The sequence below is a fragment of the Arthrobacter sp. ERGS1:01 genome (genome assembly GCF_001281315.1).
Taxonomy (GTDB): Bacteria; Actinomycetota; Actinomycetes; order Actinomycetales; family Micrococcaceae; genus Specibacter.
The window spans coordinates 534,533-557,769 of record NZ_CP012477.1; the positions used below are offsets into that span (position 1 = coordinate 534,533).

16 protein-coding genes and 2 tRNA genes are annotated in these 23,237 nt (G+C 65.8%); 12 read left to right on the forward strand and 6 right to left on the reverse strand.

The window, feature by feature from the left end; translation table 11 throughout:
- Entirely contained in the window at positions 1 to 894 is an 894-nt protein-coding gene (locus AL755_RS02470) for a fumarylacetoacetate hydrolase family protein (RefSeq protein WP_054009565.1), read from the reverse strand.
- A gap of 215 nt (positions 895 to 1,109) precedes the next feature.
- On the opposite strand from AL755_RS02470, the gene AL755_RS02475 reads away from it, so the two are divergent.
- The 8 genes from AL755_RS02475 to AL755_RS02510 all read left to right on the forward strand — a co-directional run bounded on the left by AL755_RS02475 (position 1,110) and on the right by AL755_RS02510 (position 9,777).
- On the forward strand, positions 1,110 to 2,453 hold the full coding sequence (locus AL755_RS02475) for an L-fuconate dehydratase (RefSeq protein WP_054009566.1): 1,344 nt from the start codon (positions 1,110 to 1,112) through the stop codon (positions 2,451 to 2,453).
- A gap of 5 nt (positions 2,454 to 2,458) precedes the next feature.
- A complete protein-coding gene (locus AL755_RS02480; protein WP_054009567.1) occupies positions 2,459 to 3,775 on the forward strand; it encodes an alpha-L-fucosidase in 1,317 nt (438 codons plus the stop codon).
- The gene (locus AL755_RS02485) at positions 3,775 to 4,086 is read left to right on the forward strand and encodes an L-rhamnose mutarotase (protein WP_054009568.1); all 312 of its coding nucleotides are present in this window, start codon (positions 3,775 to 3,777) and stop codon (positions 4,084 to 4,086) included. The genes AL755_RS02480 and AL755_RS02485 overlap by 1 nt, the downstream gene beginning before the upstream one ends.
- Positions 4,083 to 5,051 (forward strand): aldo/keto reductase, encoded by a 969-nt coding sequence (locus AL755_RS02490; RefSeq protein ID WP_054009569.1) that lies wholly within the window; start codon positions 4,083 to 4,085, stop codon positions 5,049 to 5,051. Before AL755_RS02485 ends, AL755_RS02490 begins: the two co-directional genes overlap by 4 nt.
- 1 nt (position 5,052) lies before the next feature.
- Positions 5,053 to 5,940, forward strand: coding sequence for an amidohydrolase family protein (locus AL755_RS02495; RefSeq protein ID WP_054009570.1), 888 nt, complete (start codon positions 5,053 to 5,055; stop codon positions 5,938 to 5,940).
- 220 nt (positions 5,941 to 6,160) lie between these two features.
- On the forward strand, positions 6,161 to 7,684 hold the full coding sequence (locus tag AL755_RS02500; protein WP_054009571.1) for a sugar ABC transporter ATP-binding protein: 1,524 nt from the start codon (positions 6,161 to 6,163) through the stop codon (positions 7,682 to 7,684).
- 27 nt (positions 7,685 to 7,711) lie between these two features.
- Positions 7,712 to 8,734: an ABC transporter permease gene (locus tag AL755_RS02505; protein WP_054009572.1), complete on the forward strand. Its 1,023-nt coding sequence runs from the start codon at positions 7,712 to 7,714 to the stop codon at positions 8,732 to 8,734.
- A gap of 68 nt (positions 8,735 to 8,802) precedes the next feature.
- Positions 8,803 to 9,777 (forward strand): ABC transporter substrate-binding protein, encoded by a 975-nt coding sequence (locus AL755_RS02510; protein WP_054009573.1) that lies wholly within the window; start codon positions 8,803 to 8,805, stop codon positions 9,775 to 9,777.
- Positions 9,778 to 9,927: 150 nt separating this feature from the next.
- Here the strand turns inward: AL755_RS02510 and AL755_RS02515 are convergent, their stop codons facing one another.
- From AL755_RS02515 to AL755_RS02525, 3 genes are all read right to left on the reverse strand, one after another.
- Entirely contained in the window at positions 9,928 to 10,599 is a 672-nt protein-coding gene (locus tag AL755_RS02515; protein WP_054009574.1) for a FadR/GntR family transcriptional regulator, read from the reverse strand.
- Between the two features lie 114 nt (positions 10,600 to 10,713).
- Positions 10,714 to 10,801 (reverse strand) — tRNA-Ser (locus AL755_RS02520).
- A gap of 103 nt (positions 10,802 to 10,904) precedes the next feature.
- The gene (locus AL755_RS02525) at positions 10,905 to 13,106 is read right to left on the reverse strand and encodes a prolyl oligopeptidase family serine peptidase (protein ID WP_082368819.1); all 2,202 of its coding nucleotides are present in this window, start codon (positions 13,104 to 13,106) and stop codon (positions 10,905 to 10,907) included.
- 58 nt (positions 13,107 to 13,164) lie between these two features.
- Here AL755_RS02525 and AL755_RS02530 point away from each other — a divergent pair, with 58 nt between their 5' ends.
- Entirely contained in the window at positions 13,165 to 15,120 is a 1,956-nt protein-coding gene (locus tag AL755_RS02530) for an FAD/NAD(P)-binding protein (protein WP_054009575.1), read from the forward strand.
- Between the two features lie 114 nt (positions 15,121 to 15,234).
- Here AL755_RS02530 and AL755_RS02535 read toward each other — a convergent pair whose 3' ends face one another.
- Complete coding sequence (locus AL755_RS02535; protein ID WP_237762418.1) at positions 15,235 to 20,184, reverse strand: ExeM/NucH family extracellular endonuclease; 4,950 nt, start codon at positions 20,182 to 20,184, stop codon at positions 15,235 to 15,237.
- Positions 20,185 to 20,561: 377 nt separating this feature from the next.
- Positions 20,562 to 20,649 (reverse strand) — tRNA-Ser (locus AL755_RS02540).
- A gap of 97 nt (positions 20,650 to 20,746) precedes the next feature.
- Between AL755_RS02540 and AL755_RS02545 the strand changes: the two genes are divergently transcribed.
- From AL755_RS02545 to AL755_RS02555, 3 genes are all read left to right on the forward strand, one after another.
- Positions 20,747 to 21,730: an NAD(P)H-quinone oxidoreductase gene (locus AL755_RS02545; protein WP_054009577.1), complete on the forward strand. Its 984-nt coding sequence runs from the start codon at positions 20,747 to 20,749 to the stop codon at positions 21,728 to 21,730.
- Between the two features lie 143 nt (positions 21,731 to 21,873).
- Positions 21,874 to 22,515: a PadR family transcriptional regulator gene (locus AL755_RS02550; protein WP_054009578.1), complete on the forward strand. Its 642-nt coding sequence runs from the start codon at positions 21,874 to 21,876 to the stop codon at positions 22,513 to 22,515.
- A complete protein-coding gene (locus AL755_RS02555; protein ID WP_054009579.1) occupies positions 22,512 to 23,237 on the forward strand; it encodes an ABC transporter ATP-binding protein in 726 nt (241 codons plus the stop codon). Before AL755_RS02550 ends, AL755_RS02555 begins: the two co-directional genes overlap by 4 nt.

The window sequence follows — 23,237 nt, forward strand, 5'->3', positions numbered from 1 at the left end:
TTATGCCTCCTGGGCGGTAGTACCGGTGGTGCCGGCGCGGAAGAATTCCTGGCGCTGGCGGCCCAGGCCGGCAATTTCAACTTCCACGACATCGCCGTCCTGGAGGTACGGGAAACGCCCGGACAGGGCAACACCCTCGGGCGTGCCGGTCAGGATCACATCTCCGGGTTCCAGCACCATGTACTGGGAGAGGTGGTGGATCACGGTGGGGACGTCAAAGATCAAATCCGCCGTGTTGGAGTCCTGGCGCGGTTCGCCATTGACCCAGCTGCGCAGCCGCAGGTCATTGGCATCGACCTCGGACGCAGGCACCAGCCACGGCCCCAACGGCGTGGACTTGGGCAGCGATTTGCCCTTGGTCCACTGGCCCGCGGCACCCGGAAGCTGGTATTCCCGCTCGGAGAGGTCGTTGGCAATGACGTAACCGGCCACGGCGTCAGCCGCCTCCGCCACGCTGGACAGGTAGCTGACCTCGCGGCCAATCACCACGCCCAGCTCCACCTCCCAGTCGTACTTGGCCGCCAGCGGCGGGATCGGCGAGGCGTCAAAGGGCCCGGCCACGGTGTTGTTCGGCTTCAGGAACACCACGGGAATGGTGGGCGGCAGCGCGCCGGACTCGGCCGCGTGCGCCGCATAGTTCATGCCGATGCAAACAACGCTGTTGGGCCGGTCCAGGGGCGAGCCGATCCGCAGCGTGTTGGCGCCTTCCAGCTCGGGCAGTCCGCCGCGGGCGACGGCGTCGCGCAGTTTGGCGATCCCGTCGGCTGCCAGGAACCCGCCATCAACGGCGCTCGTGACGGGGCGGGCGTCATAGGTGCGTTCGACGCCGGCGGCGTCCGGGGCGATGACGACGGGGATTTCCTGCCCCGGCTCGCCAAGACGTGCAATCTTCATGGGGTTCATTCCTTTAGCTGCCGGCCCACGGGGAGACGGCCTTGTTTCCGGATGTTCTGGACCAGTTTCAGGCCCTTAACGTCTGAGCTTTTAAGCCACTTTACCCACATGGTTCGGGTTTTTTCGCACTTATGACAATATTGACATGTAAAACATCGGATGTTTAGCTTGATTCAAGTGTTTCTCAGTTCACTACAACTTTTAGGGGCCATCTCGTGAGTACAGTCATCGCCGTGGAGACCAGCGACGTTCGTTTTCCCACGTCGCGGGATTTGGATGGCTCGGACGCCATGAACCCGGATCCCGATTACTCCGCAGCGTACTTGCGTGTGGTGACGGACAGCTCCGACGGCCACGAGGGCCACGGCTTCGTCTTTACCATCGGCCGCGGCAATGACGTGGAAACGGCCGCCATTACGGCGCTGACCCCCTACCTTCTGGGTCGCGACGTGGAGGAACTGCTCGCCGACATGGGCGCCACCTGGAAACTGTTGGCCCACGATTCACAGCTGCGCTGGCTGGGCCCGGAAAAGGGCGTCATGCACATGGCCATCGGCGCCGTCATCAACGCCCTCTGGGACCTGAAGGCCAAGCGTGCCGGCCTGCCGCTGTGGCAGTTGCTGGCCGCCATGACCCCCGAGGAACTTGTGGACCTGGTGGACTTCCGCTACCTCAGCGACGCACTGACCCGCGAGGAGGCGTTGGAGATCCTGCGTGCCGCCGAGCCCGGCCGGGCGGAGCGCACGGCAACCCTGCTGGCCGGCGGCTACCCCGGCTACACCACCACCCCGGGCTGGCTGGGCTACTCGGACGAGAAGCTGACCCGCCTGGCCCGCGAGGCGGTCGCCGCCGGTTTCAAGCAAATCAAGCTCAAGGTGGGCGCCGACCTGGCCGACGACGTCCGCCGCCTCCGCGCGGCCCGCGCCGCCGTTGGGCCGGACATCAAGATTGCCGTCGACGCCAACCAGCGTTGGGACGTGGCCGAGGCCATCGAGTGGATGAAGCACCTGGCGCCCTTCGACATCGCCTGGATCGAGGAACCCACCAGCCCCGACGACATCCTCGGGCACGCGGCCATTGCCCGCGGCGTTGCCCCGATCCCGGTGGCCACCGGCGAGCACGTGCAAAACCGCGTGGTCTTCAAGCAGATGCTCCAGGCCAATGCCCTGCAGGTCCTCCAGATCGATGCCGCCCGCGTGGCCGGCGTGAACGAAAACGTGGCGATCCTGCTGTTGGCCGCCAAGTTCGGCGTCCGGGTGTGCCCGCACGCCGGCGGCGTGGGCCTGTGCGAAGCCGTCCAGCACCTGTCCATGTTTGATTTCGTGGCTGTCTCCGGAAGCCTTGAGGGCCGCATGATCGAATTCGTGGACCACCTGCACGAACACTTCGTCACCCCGATCGACGTCCACGACGGCTGCTACTTCCCGCCCGTGACCCCGGGCGCCGGCAGCGAAATGCATGCGGCCTCGATTTCCGAGTTCACGTTCCCGGGCGGTAAATTCTGGCTCGAAGACGCCCAAGCACAGGCACTCAGCGGTGCAGTAAAGGAACTGGTGTAATTTCCATGTCGACCCAGGTACACATCGACCACGCGCCGTGGTTCACGGAAGCCCGCTTTGGCATGTTCGTGCACTGGGGGCTGTACTCGCTGGCCGCCCGGCACGAATGGGTCATGTACCGCGAACAGATCTCGGTGGAGAACTACAAGAAGTACTTCGAACACTTCGACCCGGACCTTTACGATCCGCGTGAATGGGCGGCCGCCGCCAAGGCCGCCGGCATGAAGTACGTGGTGCTGACCACCAAGCACCACGACGGCTTCTGCCTGTGGGACTCGGCGTTGACGGACTACAAGTCCAGCAACACGCCTTATGGGAAAGATCTGCTGACGCCGTATGTGGAGGCGCTGCGGGAGGCGGGCCTGAAGGTGGGCTTCTACCATTCCGTGATCGACTGGCACCACCCGGACTTCCCCATCGACGCCAATCACGCCGATCGCAACAACCCCGACGCGGTTGAGATCAACAAAACCCGCGACATTGCCAAGTACCGGGCCTACCTGCACGGCCAGGTGCGCGAGCTGCTCAGCAATTACGGGCAGATCGACTACCTGTTCTTCGACTTTTCCTACCCGAATGCCGGCGGCACGGCCCCGGCCGGGGACAAGTTCCCGGGCAAGGGCCGCACCGACTGGGGCTCCGAAGAGCTCATGGGCATGATCCGGGAACTTCAACCCGGCATCGTGGTCAACGACCGCCTGGACATTCCCGGGGACTTTGTCACCCCGGAGCAGTACCAGCCGGCCGGCGCCATGATGAGCGGGGACAAGCTGGTGCCCTGGGAGGCCTGCCAGACGCTCAACGGCAGCTGGGGCTATGACCGGGACAACCTCGATTACAAGTCGGCGGACCTGCTCATTCGCATGCTGATCGACGGCGTCGCCAAGGGCGGGAACCTGCTGCTCAACGTTGGTCCCACGGCCCGCGGCGAGATTGACGCCCGGGCCAAGGATGCGCTGGCCGGCATGGGCGAGTGGCTGCGCGTCCACGGGCGGTCCATCTACGGTGCGGAGGCCGCGGCCGCGGTGCCGCCGTCGGACGCAAGGTACACGCGCCGCGGCAACCGGCTCTACGTGCACCTGTTTGCGTGGCCCTTCGAGTATGTGCACCTGCCCGCCCTGGCCGGCAAGGTCGCCTACGCGCAGCTGCTCAACGACGCCTCCGAGGTGGCGCTGCTGGTGTTGGATCCGGACCAGGAGGCCGGGCACATGACGCCCGCGGGCCAGGCTGCCGGCACCCTCACGATCAAATTGCCGGTGCAGCGGCCCAACGTCGCCGTGCCCGTGATCGAGCTGTTCCTCAACGATGAAAGTGACATCTGATGCAGAAGATCGCCCTGCACACCCGGCTCAAGGCCGGCAAGGAAACCGAATACGACGCCGTCCACTCAGCCATCAGCGACGAGCTGGACGCCGCGCTGCGTGCCGCCGGCGTGGATAGCTGGAACATTTGGCGCAGCGGCCGGGAGCTGTTCCACGTCGTGGAGGTGGCCGACTACCAAGCCATGCGCAAGGAACTGGCGCTCAACCCCGTCAACATCGCCTGGCAGGCCGTCATGGCGGAACTGCTGGAGGTCGAGGACGACTACTCCGGTGCCGACACGGGCCTGGCGAAGGTGTGGGAACTGCCATGAGCCTGCCCGAGTTGGGCCGACTGGGCTTTGGTGCCGCCGGCATCGGCAATCTGTTCCGCGCCATGGACGACGACGTCGCTGCCGCCACCGTGGGTGCCGCCTGGGACGCGGGCATCAGGTACTTCGACACGGCCCCGCACTATGGACTGGGCTTGTCCGAGCGCCGCCTTGGCGCCGTGCTGGCGGGCAAGCCGCGCGGGGACTTCGTCATTTCCACCAAGGTGGGCCGCATCCTGGAGCCCGCCGCCAACCCGCAGGGCGCCAGGGACACCGAGGGCTTTGACGTGCCCGCGGACACCGTGCGCCGCTGGGACCCGTCCGAGGCGGGTATCCGGCGCAGCATCGAGGACTCCCTGGAGCGGCTGGGCCTTGACCGCATCGACATCGCCTACCTGCACGATCCGGACGTCTACGATCTGGAAGCCGGCATCAACCAGGCCCTCCCGGCCCTGGAAAAGCTCCGCGAGGAGGGCCTCGTTGGCGCGATCGGCGTGGGCGCGAACTCCGCCGACGCCCTGCGCGAGTGCGTGCAGGCCGCCGACCTGGACCTGATCATGCTGGCCGGGCGTTACACGCTTCTGGAACAGCCGGCGGCCGCGGACCTGCTGCCGCTGTGCGCCGAGCGCGGCGTGGGCGTTGCCAACTGCGGCGTCTACAACTCGGGCCTGCTGGCCCGCGCCGAGGTTCGCGGGGACGCGCACTACAACTACGCACCCGCCCCGGCATACATCCTTGAACGGGCGCGGGCCCTTGCCTCCTGCTGCGCCGAGTTCGGCGTGGAGCTGCCGACGGCGGCCCTGCAGTTCGCCGCCAAGAACCCCGTAGTGCGCACCGTGGTGGTGGGTGCGGGTACTCCCGAGCAGATCCGGCAGACCGCCCACCGCATGGCCGAACCCGTGCCGGCGGAGCTGTGGGAGGCGATGGCCGCCCGCGGCCTTCTCGCCGAAGACCTGGTCCGTGGCTGACATGACCGTTTCCGAGACGGCACAGGCTGAAACTGCCCTGGCGGGCGACGGCGTCGTCCGGCTGGACGCACACCTGCACCTTTGGGAGCTGGGGGAGGGACGCTATTCCTGGCTGAGCCCTGACCTTGGCCCGCTGTACGCATCCTTCACGGCCGCCGAAGCCCGTGACACGCTGGCTGCTGCCGGCGTTGCCGGGGCCATCCTGGTCCAGGCGGACGACACCGCCGCGGATACGGAAGCCATGCTGGAAAACGCCGCGTCCCATGACTTCATCCAGGGCGTGGTGGGCTGGATTCCGCTGGAAGACCCCGCCGCGGCGGCCGCACTGTTGGAGAAATGGGCGGCGCACCCGAAGTTCCGCGGCGTCCGCACCCTGATCCACGACGACCCGCGCGCCAATGTCCTTGGGTTGGCGCCGGTGCGCGAGTCCCTGGCCCTGCTGGCGGCGGCCGGGATTCCCTTCGACATGCCGGACGCCTTCCCCCGGCATCTGGGCCAGGTGGCCGATCTCGCGGCGGAGCTGCCCGGGCTCACCGTGGTGGTGGATCACCTCGGAAAACCGCCGCGGGCGGGGTCCGCCGACGCCATGGACGCGTGGGAAAGGCAGCTGCGCGCCGTGGCCGCATGCCCCAATGCCGTGGCCAAGGTGTCCGGGCTGCACTGCAGCGGCACGGCATTTGCGCCGGATGCGCTGGACCGGGTGTGGACGGTGGCGTTGGAGGCATTCGGCCCCGCGCGGCTCATGTTTGGCGGTGACTGGCCCGTGAGCCTGTTGGGCGCCCGCTACTCCCGCACGGTGGAGGTGGCGGCGGCGTTGATCGACTCCCTGTCGCCCGAGGAGGCCGCCGCAATCTGGGCTGGCACGGCCCAACGGGTTTACCAACAATAACTTTTTCGTAAACATCGGATGTTTTAGCGATTAATGTGTGATTTTGTGCCTTCGGTAACATAACATGATGTAAGTTGAATCACTCTCCGGCTTCGGAGGACGGGATGAGACCCCGGATTTACGGTATTTCCCGCACAATCTACCCGGCTTCTCCAGGCGGCACGGCACCTCCACAAGAGGTCTGATGTCAGATCTCATGGAAGGGGCTTGAGAGGGCAGTATGAGTAATCATCTTCTTCGCATGAGTGGTGTGAACAAGAGCTTCCCCGGAGTGAAGGCGCTCTCGGACATGCAGCTGGACCTGCGCCACAACGAAGTCCTTGCCCTGGTGGGTGAGAACGGTGCCGGAAAGTCAACGCTCATGAAGTTGCTGTCCGGCATCTACACGCCGGACTCGGGCACCTTTGAGATTGACGGCGAGGAGGTGGCCATCACCGGCACCAAGCACGCCCAGGAACTTGGCATCAGCATCATCCACCAGGAATTCAACCTGATGCATGACCTCACGGTGGCCCAGAACATCTACATTGGGCGTGAACCCCGCGTTGCCGGCATCTTCCTCAGCGAACGCCGCATGAACCGCAAGGCCCAGTTCCTGTTCGACAAGATCAACATCGATCTTGACCCCAAGGCGCGGGTGGGCGACCTGACGGTCGCCAAGCAGCAGATGGTGGAAATCGCCAAGGCGCTTTCCTACAAGTCCCGGATCCTGATCATGGACGAGCCCACCGCGGCGCTGAACGACGCCGAAGTGGCCACGCTGCACGATCTGATCCGCAACTTCACCAATGAAGGCACCGGCGTCATCTACATCTCCCACCGCATGGATGAGCTCAAGGCCATCTCCCACCGGATCAGCGTGATCCGCGACGGCGAGTACATTGACACCGTCAGCACGGCCGACACCTCCATGCGCGCCGTCATCAACTTGATGGTGGGCCGGGAAATCTCCGGCAACCAGCGGCCCGCGGAAATTCCCGCCACGGACCAGGTGGTCCTGAAGGTCACGGGCCTGTGTACCAAGGACCTGCTCCGCGACGTCAGCTTTGAGCTGCGCAAGGGCGAAATCCTCGGCTTTGCCGGGCTCATGGGCGCCGGCCGGACCGAGGTGGCCCGCGCCATCGTCGGCGCCGACAGGATCAGCGCCGGCACCATCGAACTCGGCGGCAAGGCCGTCACCATCGGCAACCCGGCCGTGGCCGCAACCCTGGGGCTGGGTTATCTGTCCGAGGACCGCAAGCACCTGGGCCTCATGCTCGAACGCGATGTCAAGGACAACATTGCCCTGAGCTCGCTGAAGATGTTCTCCCGCATGGGCGTCCTGGACAACCGCGCCATGAAGGCCACCGCCAGCGAATACATCGGCAAACTGCGCATCAAGACCCCGTCCAGCGCGCAGGCCGCCAAGAACCTCTCCGGCGGCAACCAGCAAAAGATCGTCATCGCCAAGTGGCTTGTCAAGGACTGCGACATCCTGATCTTCGACGAACCCACCCGCGGCATCGACGTCGGCGCCAAGGAAGAGATCTACGCCCTCCTGAACGAGCTGGCCGCCCAGGGGAAGTCAATCATCATGATCTCCTCGGAGCTGCCCGAAGTCCTGCGGCTCTCGCACCGGATCGCCGTCATGAGCGAGGGCCGCCTGACGGGCTTCCTCACCAACGCCGAGGCCAACCAGGAAAACATCATGGAACTGGCAACCCAAAACATTGCCACTGCCCAAACTGCCGGCGCGCAGCGCTAACCAAGCACAAAAGAAAAGGCACTAAAAATGACCTTGGTCAAGGAAACTGCGCAAACCAGCAAGATTGCCAGTGACAAGAAATCAGAGATGTCCACCCGGATCCGGGCCAGCTTCCAGCAACTGTTGGCGTTCGCCAGCCTGCTGGCGCTGGTGCTGTTCTTCTCCGTGGCCAGCGCCAACTTCTACCAGGCGGCGAACCTCTCCAACATCCTGCTCTCCACCGTGGTGACGGGCCTGCTGGCCCTGGGCACCACCTTCGTCATCATCACCGGCGGCATCGACCTCTCGATCGGCACCGGAATGACGCTGTGCTCGGTCATGACGGCCGTGTTCATGACCCAGCTGGGCATGCCCATGATCCTTGGCGTGCTGTGCGGGGTGGCCTTCGGCGCCCTGATGGGCGGCGTCAACGGCTTCTTCGTCGCGGTGCTGAAGATCCCCTCCTTCATTGCCACCCTGGCCATGATGATGGTGGCCGCCGGACTGGCACTCGTCATTTCCGGCACCAAGCCCATCTACACGAATGAGGTGTCGGGTTTCCAGAAGATCTTCGCCCTCGGCAAGTCCATCCCCGGCCTGGTCATCCCCAACGCCGTGTTCATCCTGTTTGCCGCCGCCATCATCGCCGGGCTCATCCTGTCCAAGACGATCCTGGGCCGCTACACCTACTCGATCGGCTCCAACGAGCAGGCTACGGCGCTGTCCGGCGTGAACGTGCGCAAGTGGACAGTGCTGATCTACACCCTGGCCGGCTGTTTCACCGGCCTGGCCGGCGTCATCGCCACGGCCCGCCTCAACTCGGCCCAGCCGGCCGGCGGCATGGGCCTGGAGCTTCAGGCGATCGCCGCCGTCGTTATTGGCGGGACGTCGCTGCAGGGCGGCAAGGGCTCCATCATCGGCACCGTGATCGGTGCGCTGATCATGTCGGTACTCACCAACGGCCTGTCCATCATGTCGATCCCGCAGGAATGGCAGCAGGTGGCCGTCGGCGTCGTCATCCTGCTGGCCGTCTACCTGGACATGATGCGCCGCAAGCAGACCGCCAAATAGTTTTCACAAACGCAAGACAACATCATCATCACTGAACCGCACGTCCTTACGAAGGAGTAAAGAAAATCATGCAAAGAAGGAAATTTCTGGCCCTGGCCTCGGTTGCCGCACTGTCCCTGACGGTTGCCGCGTGCGACACCCCGGCGGGAACCTCCGACGCCGTTGCCGGCAAGAAGCCGTACATCGCCATTGTCTCCAAGGGCTTCCAGCACCAGTTCTGGCAGTCGGTCAAGCAGGGTGCGGAAAACGCCGCCAAGGAATTCAACGTTGACATCTCCTTCGAGGGCCCGGACAAGGAAACCAACGTCCAGCAGCAGATGGACCAGCTGAACAACGCCATGGCCAAGAACCCGCAGGCCCTGGCCCTGGCTGCCCTGGATTCCAAGGCCGCCGAGGGCGTTCTCGAGGATGCCAAGAGCAAGAACATCCCCGTGATTGCCTTTGACTCCGGCGTGGACTCCGACATCCCGGTCGCCACCGCCTCCACCGACAACAAGGCCGCCGCCGCCGAGGCCGCAAAGCACCTGGCCGAGCTGCTGGGCAACAAGGGCGAGATCGCGATCATCGGCCACTCCCAGACCGCCACCTCCGGCACCGACCGCCGCGACGGCTTTGTGGACTACCTCAAGACCAACGCACCGGACATCAAGGTTGTCGACATCCAGTACGCCGACGGCGACCAGGCCAAGTCCACAGACGCCGCCAAGTCCATCATGACCGCCCACCCGAACCTGGCCGGCATGTACGGCACCAACGAAGGCGCGGCCATCGGCGTCGTCAACGCCGTCAAGGAAGCGGGCAAGACCGGCAAGCTGGTCATTGTGGGCTTCGACTCCGGCAAGGCCCAGATGGATGCCATCAAGGACGGCCTCATGGCCGGCGCCGTCACCCAGAACCCCGTGGGCATCGGCTACGAGACGGTCAAGGCAGCCGTTGCCGCCATCAAGGGCGAAAAGGTCGAGAAGGTCATCGACACCGGCTTCTACTGGTACGACAAGACCAACATCGCCGATCCCAAGATCGCCGCGAACCTCTACGAGTAGGATCCACGCACAGCAGGCCCGCCGTTCACGAGAACGGCGGGCCTGTTGTGCTTAAGGGTCGCGGGGGCTGAAACGGTGATTCGCCCCCGGCCGGCCGCCGTCAAAAGGCAACAGCGGCCCCCGGAGGTGCCGGAACGGCCCCCGCGAACGCTAGAGGGCCTGCCGGAGCCAGTGCTCCACGCCGCTGATGTGGACGGTGAGCAGGGCCTTGGCCAGTTCGGCGTCGCCGCGCTCCAGCGCCTCAATGATGGCCGAGTGCTCAAAGAGCGTCCGGTCCACGGCCTTCTCCTGGGTCAGCCCGCGCCAGATGCGGGCGCGGACGGTGCTGCTGGACAGCCCGTCGAGGACGCTGGCAAGGTAGGAGTTGTTCGCGGCTGTGGCAATCAGGCCGTGGAACACGAGGTCGTGCTCCACGAGGGATTCGACGCTTGTTTCGTCGCTGATGTCCCGCATCGTGGCGCGCAGGGCCGTGATTTGCTCGGGGGTGATCCGGCCCGCGGCAATGGCTGCGGCGGCCGGCTCCAGGATGCGGCGGACCTCAAAAATATCCAGGATGGACTTGTCCTGGTGCAGGTCCACGATGAAGGTCATGGCCTCGGTGAGCAGTTTCGGCTCCAGGCTGGTGACATACGTCCCGTCGCCCCGGCGCACATCCAGTACGCGGATGATTTCCAGCGCCTTGACCGCTTCCCGCAGCGAGCTGCGCGACAGGCCCAACTTTTCACTGAGCTCCTTTTCCGGTGGCAGGCGGTCGCCCGCGGACAGCTCGCCGGAGATGATCATGTCCTTGATCTTGGTGATTGCTTCGTCAGTTACGGCCATGAAGCAATTCTATTGGTCCGATGTTTGATTTGCCGCCCATTCGCAGGGGTGGCGGCATGTGAAGGCACACAAAAAAGCACCCCCGATGAATTCATCGGGGGTGCTTTTTCTCTGCGGAGACGGGGAGATTTGAACTCCCGGTGGAGTTGTGCCCCACACTTCATTAGCAGTGAAGCCCATTCGGCCGCTCTGGCACGTCTCCAGCACTGGCTAAGGTAGAAGCCCCTAACCAGCATCCCAAACTTTACCCAATGGGAGGGGTGCAAAGCAAAACGAGCGCCTCCGTTTGGTGAACCGGCCCGCGCTTACAGGGTGCCGGTGAGCGCCCGCCACAGGAATTCGTGCGAAGCGGTGTGCAGCCGGGCCGCCTGGGCGTTGTTTCCCGCACCCGCATGCCCGCCCTCAAGTGCCTCATGGAACCACAGCCCGCCGATGCCCATGGACTCCATCCGGGCCGCCATCTTCCGGGCCTGGACCGGCCCCACCCTGTCGTCGGAGGTCGCCGTCCAAATGAACGTCGGCGGGTACGCAACGCCGGGGCGCAGCAGGTGGTACGGGGAGAACGTCTTGATGAACTCCCACTGCTCCGGCACCTCGGGGTCGCCATATTCGGCAATCCAGGACGCCCCTGCCGAAAGCTTGGTGTACCGGCGCATGTCCAGCAGCGGCACCCCACAGGAGACGGCGCCAAACAGTTTGGGGTATTGCGTGAGCATATTGCCCACCAGCAAGCCGCCGTTGCTGCCGCCCACGCAGCCCAGATGCGCCGGCGAGGCGACGCCGCGGGCCGCCAGCTCGCCGGCCACGGCCGCGAAGTCCTCATACGCCTTGTGCCGGTTTTCCGTCAGCGCCGCCGTGTGCCAGCTTGGCCCGTATTCGCCGCCGCCGCGAATGGTCGCCACCACGTAGACCCCGCCGCGTTCAATGCCGTCGACCACGGCGCGCCGCTCCAGCCACGTCCGTCCCACGGTCCCGCTGTATGCCGGCGTGCGCGAAACCTCGAATCCGCCGTATCCGCTGAGCACCGTCGGGTTTCCGCCGTCGAGCACCAGGTCCTTGCGACCCACCTGGAAGTAAGGGATGCGGGTGCCATCCAGCGAGAGCGCAAAGTGCTGTTCCACGGTGTAGTCCGCGGCGTCGAAGAACGACGGCGCCTCCCGCACCACCGCCGCCGGTCCGCCGGGGGTGCCGGTCGCCAGGGTTCCGCGGCATACCGTGGTGGGGGTCAGGAAGCCGGAGGCGACGAGCCAGTAATCGTTGCCGGCGTCGTCGTCCTCGTCGTCCACGGCGAAGGCGTCCACCGAATGCAGGGGCGGGCAGGCGTCGAGTTCAGTGGCGGCAAAATCCTGTGCCGGGTCGAGGACCAGGATCTTGGAGGACACGTCTTCGAGCAGGTTCAGCAGCAGGAAGTCCTTGGTCCAGCTCCATGACTGCAGGGACTGGGCGGGCGTGGGGGCGAAGATCGTCCGCAACGCGCGGCTCCCGGCCAGGAACGCCTCCAGCTCAATGGCCAGCAGTGTCCCGGCGTCGTAGACGGCGTCGCCCAGATGCCAGTCGGTGCGCGGGCGCAGCAGCAGCCATTTGCGGTGGAGGGAGACGTTCATGTCGTCGGGGACGTCGATGTGCACCCAGTTGCCGTCCACGCGCAGGTAGCTGCGGCTGTTGAAGAAGTCCAGGACGTCGTAGGCCACGTCCCGTTCAAAGCCGGGCGTGCTGTCGTGGGACACGCCGCCGCTGAGGTGGTCCGGCGGCACCGCGAACAGCGGCTCCTTCGCCGCGAGGTCCGCCAGGGATTCCCCGCGGCGCAGCACCCGGGCCGCCGCGGGGTAGGAGGACTCCGTCATGGAGCCTTCCCCGGTGTCGGTCCCGACGTACAGGGTGTCGGCGTCGAGCCAGCTCAGCCGCGTCTTCGCCGTCGGAAGGTCAAAGCCGCCCTCCACGAAGGTGAGCGTGGCCAGGTCGAATTCCCGGTAGGCGACGGCGTCGCCGCCATCGGGGGAGAGCGCCACCATGGCCTGACGGTATTCCCCGCCCGGCGCCGGTCGCAGCACGGAGGCGCCCGCCCACAGCCATTGGGCGTCCTCGGCGGCGCTCAGGGCGTCTACGTCCAGGAGTACCTGCCAGTCGGGGGAGTCGCTGAGGTAGGAGTCCCAGGTGGTGCGCCGCCACAGCCCGCGAGGGTTCGCCTCGTCCCGCCAAAAGTTGTAGTACCAGTCTCCGCGCTTGGACACCATGGGAATCCGGTCCCGCGAATCCAACACCTCAAGGACGGAGGCCTCCAACGCCGTATAGGCGGGGTTCACCAGGGCTGCGTCGGTGCGGGCGTTGCGCTCACGGACCCAGGCCATGGCATCATCGCCGTGGATGTCCTCAAGCCACAGGTTCTCATCGGCGGGTTGCTCGGCAACTCCGGCCTCGGAAGCAACGCCGGCCTCGGAAGCAACTCCGGCTTCGGACGCAACGCCAACGGGGACGGAGGGGACGGCGGGTGCCGGGGTTTCTCTCATGAGCCAATCCTAGGGCTGCCCCCGCCGGCCCGGTGCCGCCATCCGTTAAGCTCAAGGGGTGGAATCTTTGGGCGGGACGGCAGTTGTCATTGTGGGGGCGGGGCCCCGCGGGACTTCCGTCATGGAACGCCTGCTGGCGCAGTATTCGGCAAGGACGGCGAGCACCGGCGTCTCCGAAGCGCTGGACATCCACCTCGTCGACCCATTCCCGCCCGGGCCCGGCCACGTCTGGCGCACGGAACAGTCCCGGCTGTACCTGATGAACACGCAGTCGTTCTTCCCCACCCTGATCCCGGACCAGGGTGTGGCGGCCCGCCCCCTGGCCGGCTGCACCTTTGACGAGTGGCGGCTGCTTCAACGATCCACCCCGGATGCCTCACTCAGCGACGGCGACCGCACCGAACTTGCCGCGCTCGCCGCCACCGGCTTCCCCAGCAGGGCCCTGTACGGGCGTTACCTCAGCTGGTGCTTTGCCCAACTCCTGGCGGCACTGCCGGCGGGTGCCACCGTCACCGTCCACCAAACCGTTGCCCGGCGGGTGGCGCGCGACCACGCCCTCGGCGGGTTCGGCGTCGAACTCCTGGACGGGCAGACACTGCACGCGGACAAGGTGGTGCTGGCGCTGGGCCATGTGGAGGCGCGGCTCAGTCCGGCCCAGCGGGAGCTGCGCGACGACGCCCGCGCCAACGGACTTCACTACCTGCCCCCCGCCGTACCCAACGACGTCGACTGGGCGCAGCTTCCGGCCGGCGAGACGGTGCTGGTGCGCGGCATGGGGCTGAACTTCTTTGACGTCCTGGGGCAGCTGACCGAGGGCCGCGGCGGCCGCTTCGAAGCGAGCGGCGGCGCGCCCGGACACACCCTGGCCTATGTGCCCTCGGGGCGGGAACCGGTGATCGTGGGCGCCTCCCGCCGCGGCACCCCGTACCGGGCCAAGGCCGAGCTGGAAAGCTACTACCCGTCCGGCGTCGAACTGCGCTTCCTGAGCGAGGACGCCGCCGCCACCATCCGGGACATGGGCGCCACGGCCGGTTTCGACCATGATATTTGGCCGCTGCTGCACCGGGACACCCTGTGGGCGTACTACACCACGCTGGCGCGCACCCGGCCCGACGCCGTGTCCGGGAAGTTCCTGCCCGAGCTGGATGAGCTGCTGCATTCCGGGCTCGACGGCGAGGCGCGCGACTGGGCCGGGCGGCTCAAGTCCCTCGTGGCCGGGCAGGTGGCCGAGGGCCACGCCCTTGATCTGCAGGCACTGGCGCGGCCGCTGCGCCGGGACCCGCTGAGCCCCGGCGGGCAGCACCGCTTTGCCTCCCAGGAACAGCTGGACCGGGCCGTTTTGGCCTATTTGTCCGACGACGCCGCCGGCTCCGCCCTGGGCGAGGACGACCCCGTCAAGATGGCGATCGGCGCGCTCAACGCGGGCCGGGCCGTCATCAAGTCCCTCGTGGCCGACAGGGGCATCACGCAGGAATCCTGGCTGGGCGAACTGCGCGGCTGGTTCGAAGGCTTCGTGGAGGGCCTGGCCAGCGGGCCGCCCGCCCTGCGCATGGAACAACTGGCGGCCCTGGTCCGTGCCGGGGTGGTGCACTTTGCCGGCCCGGACCCCGTCTTCCGGATCCAGTACGGCCGCTTCCTGACCAGCTCCCCCTGGGTGGCCGGCGAACCGTGGCAGGCGCGTTACCTGGTGGAGGCGCTGGCCCCGGCCAACCGGATCCAGGGCAGCGATTCGGTGCTGCTGAACAACCTGCTGGCCGACGGCCTGGTCAGGCCCCGGGTCATGATCGCCGCCGACGGCGACCCCGTGGTCACGAGCGGCCTGGACGTGACCAACCCGCCCTACCGCCCCCTGGACGGTGCCGGCAAGGCCGTGGAAGGCCTGTATGTCCTGGGCCTCCAGCTTTCCAGCGTGCAATGGGGCACCGCCATTGCGGCGCAGGCCGGTGCCGAATACCGCAGCGGCTACCGCACGGTGCTCGACGCCGACGCGATCGCCGCCGCCATCGTCGGCTAAATCGGACCGCCGCTGCTTCGGCCCGTACTTATTCGCCGCAACGCAAAGAAGGACCCCGCCGGTCCGAACCCTTGAGGGATCGGACCGCGGGGTCCTTGTTGCTACCAGCGGATGCTAGTGGCGGGCTTCCTTGCGTCGCGAGGCGAAGGCGAATGCCGCGCCGGCGCTGAGCAGGATCAACGCACCCAAACCGAAGGGAAGCATGGAGCTACCCGTCGAGGCGAGTTCGTCGTTGCCCTGTGCGCTGGTCGTTGCACTTGCACTCGCACCGCCCTTTGCCGGGGTTGTCGCAACCGTGCCGGACGTCGTCGTCGAAGTCATCGTCGCCGTTGCGGACGGTGAAGACGAAGACGTTGCGGTGTCCGTCGGGTTTGACGTTGCCGTGTCGCTCGGGTTCGAGGTAGCGGTGTCCGTCGGGTTGGCGGTTGCCGTGTCGCTCGGCTCGGCGGTAGCCGTGTCCGTCGGGTTGGCGGTTGCCGTGTCCGTCGGGTTGGCGGTTGCCGTGTCGGTCGGTTCTGCCGTCGCGTCGCCGGCCACCGGCACCAGGATCGGCAGGCGGGCGAACGTGCCGCCGTTGGTGGTGATGGTGATGCGGCCGCCGTTGAGCACTGCCGGCACCGTGAAGGTCAGCGTTGCCGAACCATTGGTGACGGGTGCGGTGCCCAGGACGGTCGGCATGACATCGGCGGTGACAACGGCAAAGCCGGTGCCGCCACCCACGCCCGAGGGCTCGTAATTGGCCGTGACCTCGGTGGACTTGGTGACGCCCAGGGACGTCAGGTCAAGCTTCTTCAGGCCAACGGTGACTTCCTGGCCCGGGGTGACCGTGGCAGGGGCGCCGACGACATCCACGCCGCGGCGGGAGAAGTCCGGAGCGATCGGGGTAACGGCCGACTTGTCACCCAGGTACTTGATCCAGGCATCGCGGTCAATGAGGCCGGAGTCCTTGGTGTTGGTGCCCTGGGTGAAGACGCGGAAGTTGTCGCCACCTGTTGCCAGGAAGCTGAACGTGCCCACGCGGTAGGAGCGCTTCTCATCCAGCGGTGCACCGTTGATGGTGACCGAGGTGATGTGGTCGCCGAGCTTGCGGCCGGAGTCGTACGTGTAGTCCACGTTCGAGGACAGGCCCAGGTTCAGGAACGGGCGGCTGGGGATGGATCCGTCCGCGTTGGTCTGCCACTGCTGCTCGAGCAACGTCTTGACCTGGGCGCCCGTGAGGGAGGTGGTCCAGAGGTTGTTGACGAACGGCAGGACGGCGTTCGCGTTGGCGTAGGTGACCACGCCGTCCGCGAAGCCGGCGTTCTTGTACAGCAGGTCAGCGCGGAGGCCGCCCGGGTTGACGACGCCGATTTCGGCACCGCCGGTCTGGTCCGACTTCAGGGATTCCAGGAGGGCATTGCCTACCAGGTTGCCCAGTGCGGATTCGTTGGCCCGGTCGTCACGGTTGAACGCACCCGTGACCGGGTCAACGGTCTGGGCGGTGGAGATGTCTGCGGAGATCTTGCCCACGGAGACGTTGCCGGCAAGCTTGGCGTCCGCCAGTGCCTTGTCAACGATGGTCTTCACCGTTGCAACGCGCGGGAACTTGGTGACAAGTGCGGCGTCGGCTTCCGTGGAGCGGGCAACGTTGCGTTCCTTGTACGAGGTCACCTTGTGGGTGTCCGCGTCGACGTAGAGCTGGATCTGGCCGATGTTCTCGCCGTAGCTGCCGGTCTGGAGCACGGGGCGGGTCTTCAGGGCGGCGTCGGCGGCAACACCGGGGATGGCTGCATCCCAGGAGTATTCCTTGTGCGTGTGGCCCGTGAAGATGGCGTTGACCAGCGGGCTGGTCTTCTCGACGATGTTCTTGAAGGCGCCGCCCTCGGCCAGTTCCTGGTCAAGGGTTGCACCGTCGGGTGCGCCTGCTCCGGCACCTTCGTGGTATTCGGCCACGATGACGTCGGCCAGCTTCTCGTCGCTGATCTTCTTGGCTACGCGGTTCACTGCGGCAACCGGGTCGCCGAATTCCAGCGTGGAGATGCCCGACGGGGTCACCAGCGTGGGGGTTTCCTGGGTGACGGTGCCGATGATGGCAACCTTCACGCCGTTGACCGTGAGGACCTTGTACTCGTCAAGCACCGGGGTGGTGGTGCCCTTCGCGTAAACGTTGGCGCCCAGGTAATCCCACTGCGCGGCGTCGCGAATGCGGCCCTGCAGATCGTTCCAGCCCTTGTCGAACTCGTGGTTGCCCACGGCCGAGGCCTGGAGCCCGAGGGCGTTGAGCACATCGATGGTGGGCTGGTCGTTCTGCGAGGAGGACGCAAACAAGCTGGCGCCCAGGTTGTCACCGGCGGACAGGAAGGCCGTCTTGTCATCACCGGACGCGGAGCGCAGGTTCTCGACCGTTCCAGCGAACTTCACCGTGTTGGCGTCGATGCGACCGTGGAAGTCGTTGATGTTAAGGAGGTTGATTTCCTTGGTCTCAGCGTCGCCCAGGTTCAGGCCCACCACGACGGGGTCGTGGTCGGACGCGGCAAACGCCGAGGTGTCGTAGAAGTTGGTCGCGTTGTAGTTGACGCGGCTGTAACCCATGGCGATGGTCTCAACGGAGTTGATGTTCCAGATGTCCACGCCGGTCACGAGTGCTTCGGCGGCGGGGGAGGCCAGGACGTGGTCCAGCGAGCCGACCATGCTGTCGTAGTTGTAGGAGTGCTTGGACGTCTTTGCATCCTGGTCGACGTAACCGGCATCGGTGATGGTCCGGATCGGGTCTTCGAACAGGTAGGCGTTGAAGTCACCCATGAGCAGCACCTTGTCGGTGCCCTGGGCCGCCTGCTGGTCCGTGGAGAACTTCAGCACCGCCTTGGCCTGGGCCGTACGCGCCAGGTTGGAGTTGCCCTGGCCCTTGTCGGTGTCGTCCGGGGTGGCAGCCGAACCCTTCGACTTGAAGTGGTTGACGATGATCAGCATCTTGGACGAATCCGGGGTGCCGACGCGCTTGAAAGACTGTGCCAGGGGCTGGCGGGCAATGTGGGTGAAAGCTTTGTCATCGAGGATGACGGAGTTGCCCACGGGAACGACCGTTGCCTTCTTGTACACGAAGGCGGTGCGGATAACGTCCTCGTCGGCCAGCACGGGGCGCTGGTCGGCTGCGGGAGAGCGAACGTAATCCCAGACTCCGGGTGCCTTTTCATTCAGGGCGGCGGTCAGGATGGAGAGGGCGTTGTCGCGGTCCTTGCCAAACTGGGCGGAGTTTTCAACTTCTTCCAGGGAGAGCAGGTCGGCGCCGGAGGCGATGATCCCGGAGACGATCTTGTCCTGCTGGTTCTTCAGCGCTGCGGGGTTGGCCGCGCCGCGCTGCAGGCAGCCGCTCTTGACCGTGACGGGAACGCCGGCGCGGTCGTTGTAGAACGCGCACTTGGGGTCCTGGTCACCGGTGGTGGGGAAGTAGTTCTGCACGTTGAACGAGGCAACCTTGAGGTTGCCGCCAACCGCGCTGGGCGTTGCCTGGCGGGTGTTGCCGAAACTGATCGGCAGCGAGCCGGCGTCACTTGCCGCCGTGACGGTGGTCAACGGCTGGAACTTGTACGCGTTGTTGCGGTTGTCAAAGATGACGGGCTTGGTGAACGTGGCCGTCGTGCCGACACGCATCGGGGTTGCGGCCGTCAGGTACGGCAGCGGTGTTGAGTTCCCGGCGGCGTTCAGGAAGTTGGTGCTGGCGCCGTCGTCGAGGCCGATCTTGTTGGCCGCGTTGAAGGCAACCTTGTCGTTGTACGCCTTGGAACCGACCGGGGCAATTGCGGTGGGCTGAATCAGGGCGGAGTCGCCCACGGCAAGGGTGACCTCGCCGTAGTTGTTCAGCGAGTAGTTGTCGGTGATGGTGAACTGGCCCTGGGGCATCACCAACATGCCTTCAAGGGTTTCACGCTGGGCGTCCGTGGACGGGAACGTCGACAGGACCGCTTCCTTGACCTCGGGCACAGCGTCCGGGAGGACCTTCATGCCGCCGGTGGCGACATTGATCTCGGTGGTCTTGTTGGCATCGGCTGCGCCGCCAAATTCGGTGACGAGGCCCGAGACCTCAACGTAGTCGCCAACCTTGACCGTGTCGACAGTGGCCGGGGAGTACACGAACACGGCGTCGGACGCCGTGTGGGTGGCGAGGTCGATGTCGCCGCCCGTGCCGGGGGTCTGGATGTAGTAACCCAGGAATCCGCCGGAGGGGTATACGGCCGTGACCTTGCCCTTGGTGGTGACGTTGGTGCCGGCGAGGGGGCTTTCGGCACCCGTTCCCTGGACTTCCGCGATGGTCTTGACACCGGAATCCGCAGGCGGCAGGGCAGGGGCAACCCCGCCCTGAGTACCTTCGGGCGTGGCTGCAGCGGCCGTGAAGTCGGCGCCGTTGTTGTCGGTGTCGACGAAGCCGGTGCGGTTCAGCGACTTGCTGACGCTGCCGATCGGGGCAAGCGCGCCCTCAAAGGTGTTTGAGGTGCCGTAGCCGAGCAGGTCGACTACGCCGGCCTGGCCAACCACCGTACCGGTCGGCAGGCTCGTGAACTTTGCGGTCTGGTCGGCGAGCACGATCGTGCCCGTGCCCGCTGCGAAGGCGAGCGAAGAGGATTCCGCATCGGCTGCCGGCAGGTCGTCACCGGCCGGGGTTGCCCCGCCGTTGGCCGCGCCCTTGACCAGGTAGTAGCCCTTGGCGGGGATGATTCCCGTGGTGCCGGGGCCGCCCAGGGTGGCGCCGATGGAGATGGCCCCGCCGTTGCCGCCGGGCCGGTACTGCAGACTCCAGTTGCTCAGGTCGACGGGTGAGTTCGTGGGGTTGTACAACTCCACGAAGCGGTTCTTGAATGATGCCCCGGCGCTGCCGCCGTTGAGGTAGGCCTCGTTGATGATCACGTGGGATGCTGCCGTGACGGCGGGCGCCAGGGCGCGAGTTTGCGCAAGCACCGCCGTCTGTGTCAGCTCCGCGGGTGCGGAGCCTTGGCTGGCCATCGCGGGCGCGAGCGCCAACGGGGCCGAGACAAGCCCGAGCGCCAATATGGCACCCAGGCCCGTCTTCATAAGGGTATTGCTCGTCATGTCTCCAACTCTCGTTGTCAGGCACATCTTTGTGGCCATGAGTGATGATGATCTGCTCTTTGGTTTTTGAATGAGGCAAACAAAAAAGGCTGGCCCCCGGCCAGCCAAGCAGGATCGTGTTTGATCCAAACACGCAAATGTGAATGAATCATGAATTGGTTGCTACGGTCAAGTGAACTGGGCCACGTTGTTAGGATTTGGATGAAAAAGTTTCATTTCGTAACCAACCTCACGTGTGGCTTGAATCACTGTGCGAACAAGTGGTTTTTTCGTGTCAATATTGTGACCCCGCTGTGATCCAATCGAGACGCCAAATTGGGACTTAAGAGCAAAAAGGGAAGCAGCCTCGTCACGAGACTGCTTCCCTGATATTCGCGCGGAAGGTGCGAGATTCGAACTCGCGGTACGGGGTTACCGCACACTGGTTTTCAAGACCAGCTCCATCGGCCGCTCGGACAACCTTCCTTACCCTAGTAGTGTTTCATAAGCAGAGCGGTGCCACCAAAGCGACCGGGTTGGGCCTGCAATTTTTGGCGGCAAGAGAATGTAAGTGGAGAGTGTCATGAAGGCGATTGTTGTCCCGCAGGCCGGGGGTCCGGAGGTATTGACCGTGGCCGACGTCCCCGCACCCGTTCCGGGCCCGGGCGAGGTGCTGATCGACGTGGTTGCCGCCGGAATCAACCGCGCCGACGTCCAGCAGCGGCGCGGCTTCTACCCGCCGCCGGCCGGGGCCTCGAACATCATGGGACTGGAAGTTTCGGGGCGGATCGCCGGCTTCGGCAGCAATGTGACCCGGCCGTTCGCCCTTGGCGAGAAGGTCGTGGCGCTGCTTTCGGGGGGCGGCTATGCCCAGCAGGTGGCCGTGCCGGCCGGCCAGGTGCTGCGCCTGCCCGACGGCGTCGACGTCGTCAGTGCGGCCGCGCTGCCCGAGGTTGCCGCCACCGTCTACTCAAATTTGTTCATGACGGCCCAGTTGCAGCCCGGGGAAACAGTCCTGGTCCACGGCGGCACCGGCGGGATCGGCGTCATGGCGGTGCAGCTCGCCAAGGCCGCCGGCGCCAAGGTCATTGCCACGGCCGGCAGTGACGAAAAAGTCGCGATGCTCACCAGTTACCTTGGCGCGGACGTGGCCGTCAACTACCGCACCCAGGACTTCGTAAAAGTGGTGGCCGACTTCACCGACGGCCAGGGCGCCAACGTGATCCTCGACGTCGTCGGCGCCAAGTACCTTGGGCAAAATGTGTCGGCACTTGGGCTGTACGGGCGCCTGGTGGTGATCGGCCTGCAAGGCGGGGCAACGGCGGAACTGAACCTGGGCACCCTGCTGGCCAAGCGCGCCGCCATCATCGGCACCACGCTGCGGGCCCGGCCCGTGCATGAGAAAGAGGCCATCATGGACGGCGTGCGCGACCACGTCTGGCCGCTCATCGCCTCGGGTGCCGTGAAAAACATCGTGGACAAGACATTCCCGCTGGCCCAGGCGGCCGCGGCGCACGAGTACTTCGACTCCGGCGCACACGTGGGCAAGGTCCTGCTCACCCTGTAACCCGGCTCCTTCCAGCTGTGGGTCATTTTCGGCTCCATGCTTGCTTCCTGCATACCCGGTAGGTAACGTGCTCCATACGCGGTATGTATGCCGTCGTTGCGACCGGTCATTGGGGGCGGTCGCGCCGAGTTGGGGGAGTTGCCATGTCGATCAGACATTCACTTTTGGCGTTATTGCAGGATCAGCCGCGGTACGGCTATCAGTTGCGCGGGGAATTCGAGGAGCGGACCGGGGCTACCTGGCCGTTGAACATCGGGCAGGTGTACACCACCCTTGACCGCCTGGAGCGGGACGCCCTGGTGGAAAAAGACGGGGACGACGGCGACGGCCACGTAATCTACAGCATCACCGCCGCCGGGCGCGCCGAGGTGGTGGGCTGGTTCGCCGCCCCCGTCGCGGCCACGAATCCACCACGCAATGAGCTGGCCATCAAGCTGGCACTGGCCTTGACCCTCGACGGCGTCGATGTTGCCGCCGTCATCCAGGCCCAACGCACCGCGTCGATGCGGCTGCTGCAGGACTACACCCGCCAGCGCCGCACCGCTGCGGGCAGTGCGGGGGTCGGTCCCACCGGGGCTGCCGGTGCGTCCGACGCCAATGACGCCGCCTGGCTGCTGGTGCTGGACTCCCTGATCTTCTCCACGGAGGCCGAGGTGCGGTGGCTGGACCACTGCGAGGGCTGGATGGCCCAGCGGGCCGTGAGGTCCCGGCAGGCTGGACCCCCGGTGGTCGAGCCTGCCGAGGCCAAGGCCTCCCGCAAGGCCCCGAAGGTGGCCTCCAAATGAGCAACGAGGTCCTGCAACTCGACGGCGTGAGCCGCACCTACGGCGAGGGCGCCACCGCCGTGGCCGCGCTGCGCAACGTCAATTTGACCATCCGCGCGGGGGAATTCGTGGCCATCATGGGTCCGTCCGGCTCTGGCAAGTCGTCACTGTTGACGCTGGCCGGCGGCCTGGACAAGGCAACCGGTGGCGAGGTGTTCGTGGAGGGCACCCCGCTGGGCGGGCTGAGCATCAACGAACTGGCCAGACTGCGCCGCCGCGCCGTGGGGTACGTGTTCCAGGACTTCAACCTGGTGCCCACCCTGACGGCCGCCGAAAACGTGGCGTTGCCGCGTGAGCTGGACGGCATCCCGGCGCGGAAGGCGCGCCGGCAGGCCAAGGATGCGCTGCGCCTTGTGGGCATCGAGGATCTGGCGGACAGGTTCATGGACCAGATGTCCGGCGGCCAGCAGCAGCGCGTTGCGATTGCCCGGGCCATTGTGGGCCAGCGTCGGCTGATCCTGGCCGATGAACCCACGGGTGCCCTGGACTCGGCGACAGGTGACGGCATCCTCGAGGTGCTGCGCGGCCGCGCCGAGGCCGGTGCCGCCGTCGTACTGGTGACCCATGAGGCGCGGCATGCCGGCTGGGCGGACCGGGTGGTGTTCCTCAAGGACGGGCGCATCGTGGACGAGGCTGCCTCGGCCCACGATCCGTCAGTGCTGCTGACCGGCTTGGGGCGTTGA

What these genes read in the sequence shown, in the direction of transcription:
- AL755_RS02485 (WP_054009568.1), top strand. Translation starts at nt 3,775, where the DNA reads ATGCAGAAGATCGCCCTGCACACCCGGCTCAAGGCCGGCAAGGAAACC.
- AL755_RS02490 (WP_054009569.1), top strand. Translation starts at nt 4,083, where the DNA reads ATGAGCCTGCCCGAGTTGGGCCGACTGGGCTTTGGTGCCGCCGGCATC.
- AL755_RS02555 (WP_054009579.1), top strand. Translation starts at nt 22,512, where the DNA reads ATGAGCAACGAGGTCCTGCAACTCGACGGCGTGAGCCGCACCTACGGC.
- AL755_RS02545 (WP_054009577.1), top strand. Translation starts at nt 20,747, where the DNA reads ATGAAGGCGATTGTTGTCCCGCAGGCCGGGGGTCCGGAGGTATTGACC.
- AL755_RS02470 (WP_054009565.1), bottom strand. Translation starts at nt 894, where the DNA reads ATGAAGATTGCACGTCTTGGCGAGCCGGGGCAGGAAATCCCCGTCGTC.
- AL755_RS02480 (WP_054009567.1), top strand. Translation starts at nt 2,459, where the DNA reads ATGTCGACCCAGGTACACATCGACCACGCGCCGTGGTTCACGGAAGCC.
- AL755_RS02505 (WP_054009572.1), top strand. Translation starts at nt 7,712, where the DNA reads ATGACCTTGGTCAAGGAAACTGCGCAAACCAGCAAGATTGCCAGTGAC.
- AL755_RS02500 (WP_054009571.1), top strand. Translation starts at nt 6,161, where the DNA reads ATGAGTAATCATCTTCTTCGCATGAGTGGTGTGAACAAGAGCTTCCCC.
- AL755_RS02550 (WP_054009578.1), top strand. Translation starts at nt 21,874, where the DNA reads ATGTCGATCAGACATTCACTTTTGGCGTTATTGCAGGATCAGCCGCGG.
- AL755_RS02535 (WP_237762418.1), bottom strand. Translation starts at nt 20,184, where the DNA reads ATGACGAGCAATACCCTTATGAAGACGGGCCTGGGTGCCATATTGGCG.
- AL755_RS02495 (WP_054009570.1), top strand. Translation starts at nt 5,053, where the DNA reads ATGACCGTTTCCGAGACGGCACAGGCTGAAACTGCCCTGGCGGGCGAC.
- AL755_RS02525 (WP_082368819.1), bottom strand. Translation starts at nt 13,106, where the DNA reads ATGAGAGAAACCCCGGCACCCGCCGTCCCCTCCGTCCCCGTTGGCGTT.
- AL755_RS02515 (WP_054009574.1), bottom strand. Translation starts at nt 10,599, where the DNA reads ATGGCCGTAACTGACGAAGCAATCACCAAGATCAAGGACATGATCATC.
- AL755_RS02510 (WP_054009573.1), top strand. Translation starts at nt 8,803, where the DNA reads ATGCAAAGAAGGAAATTTCTGGCCCTGGCCTCGGTTGCCGCACTGTCC.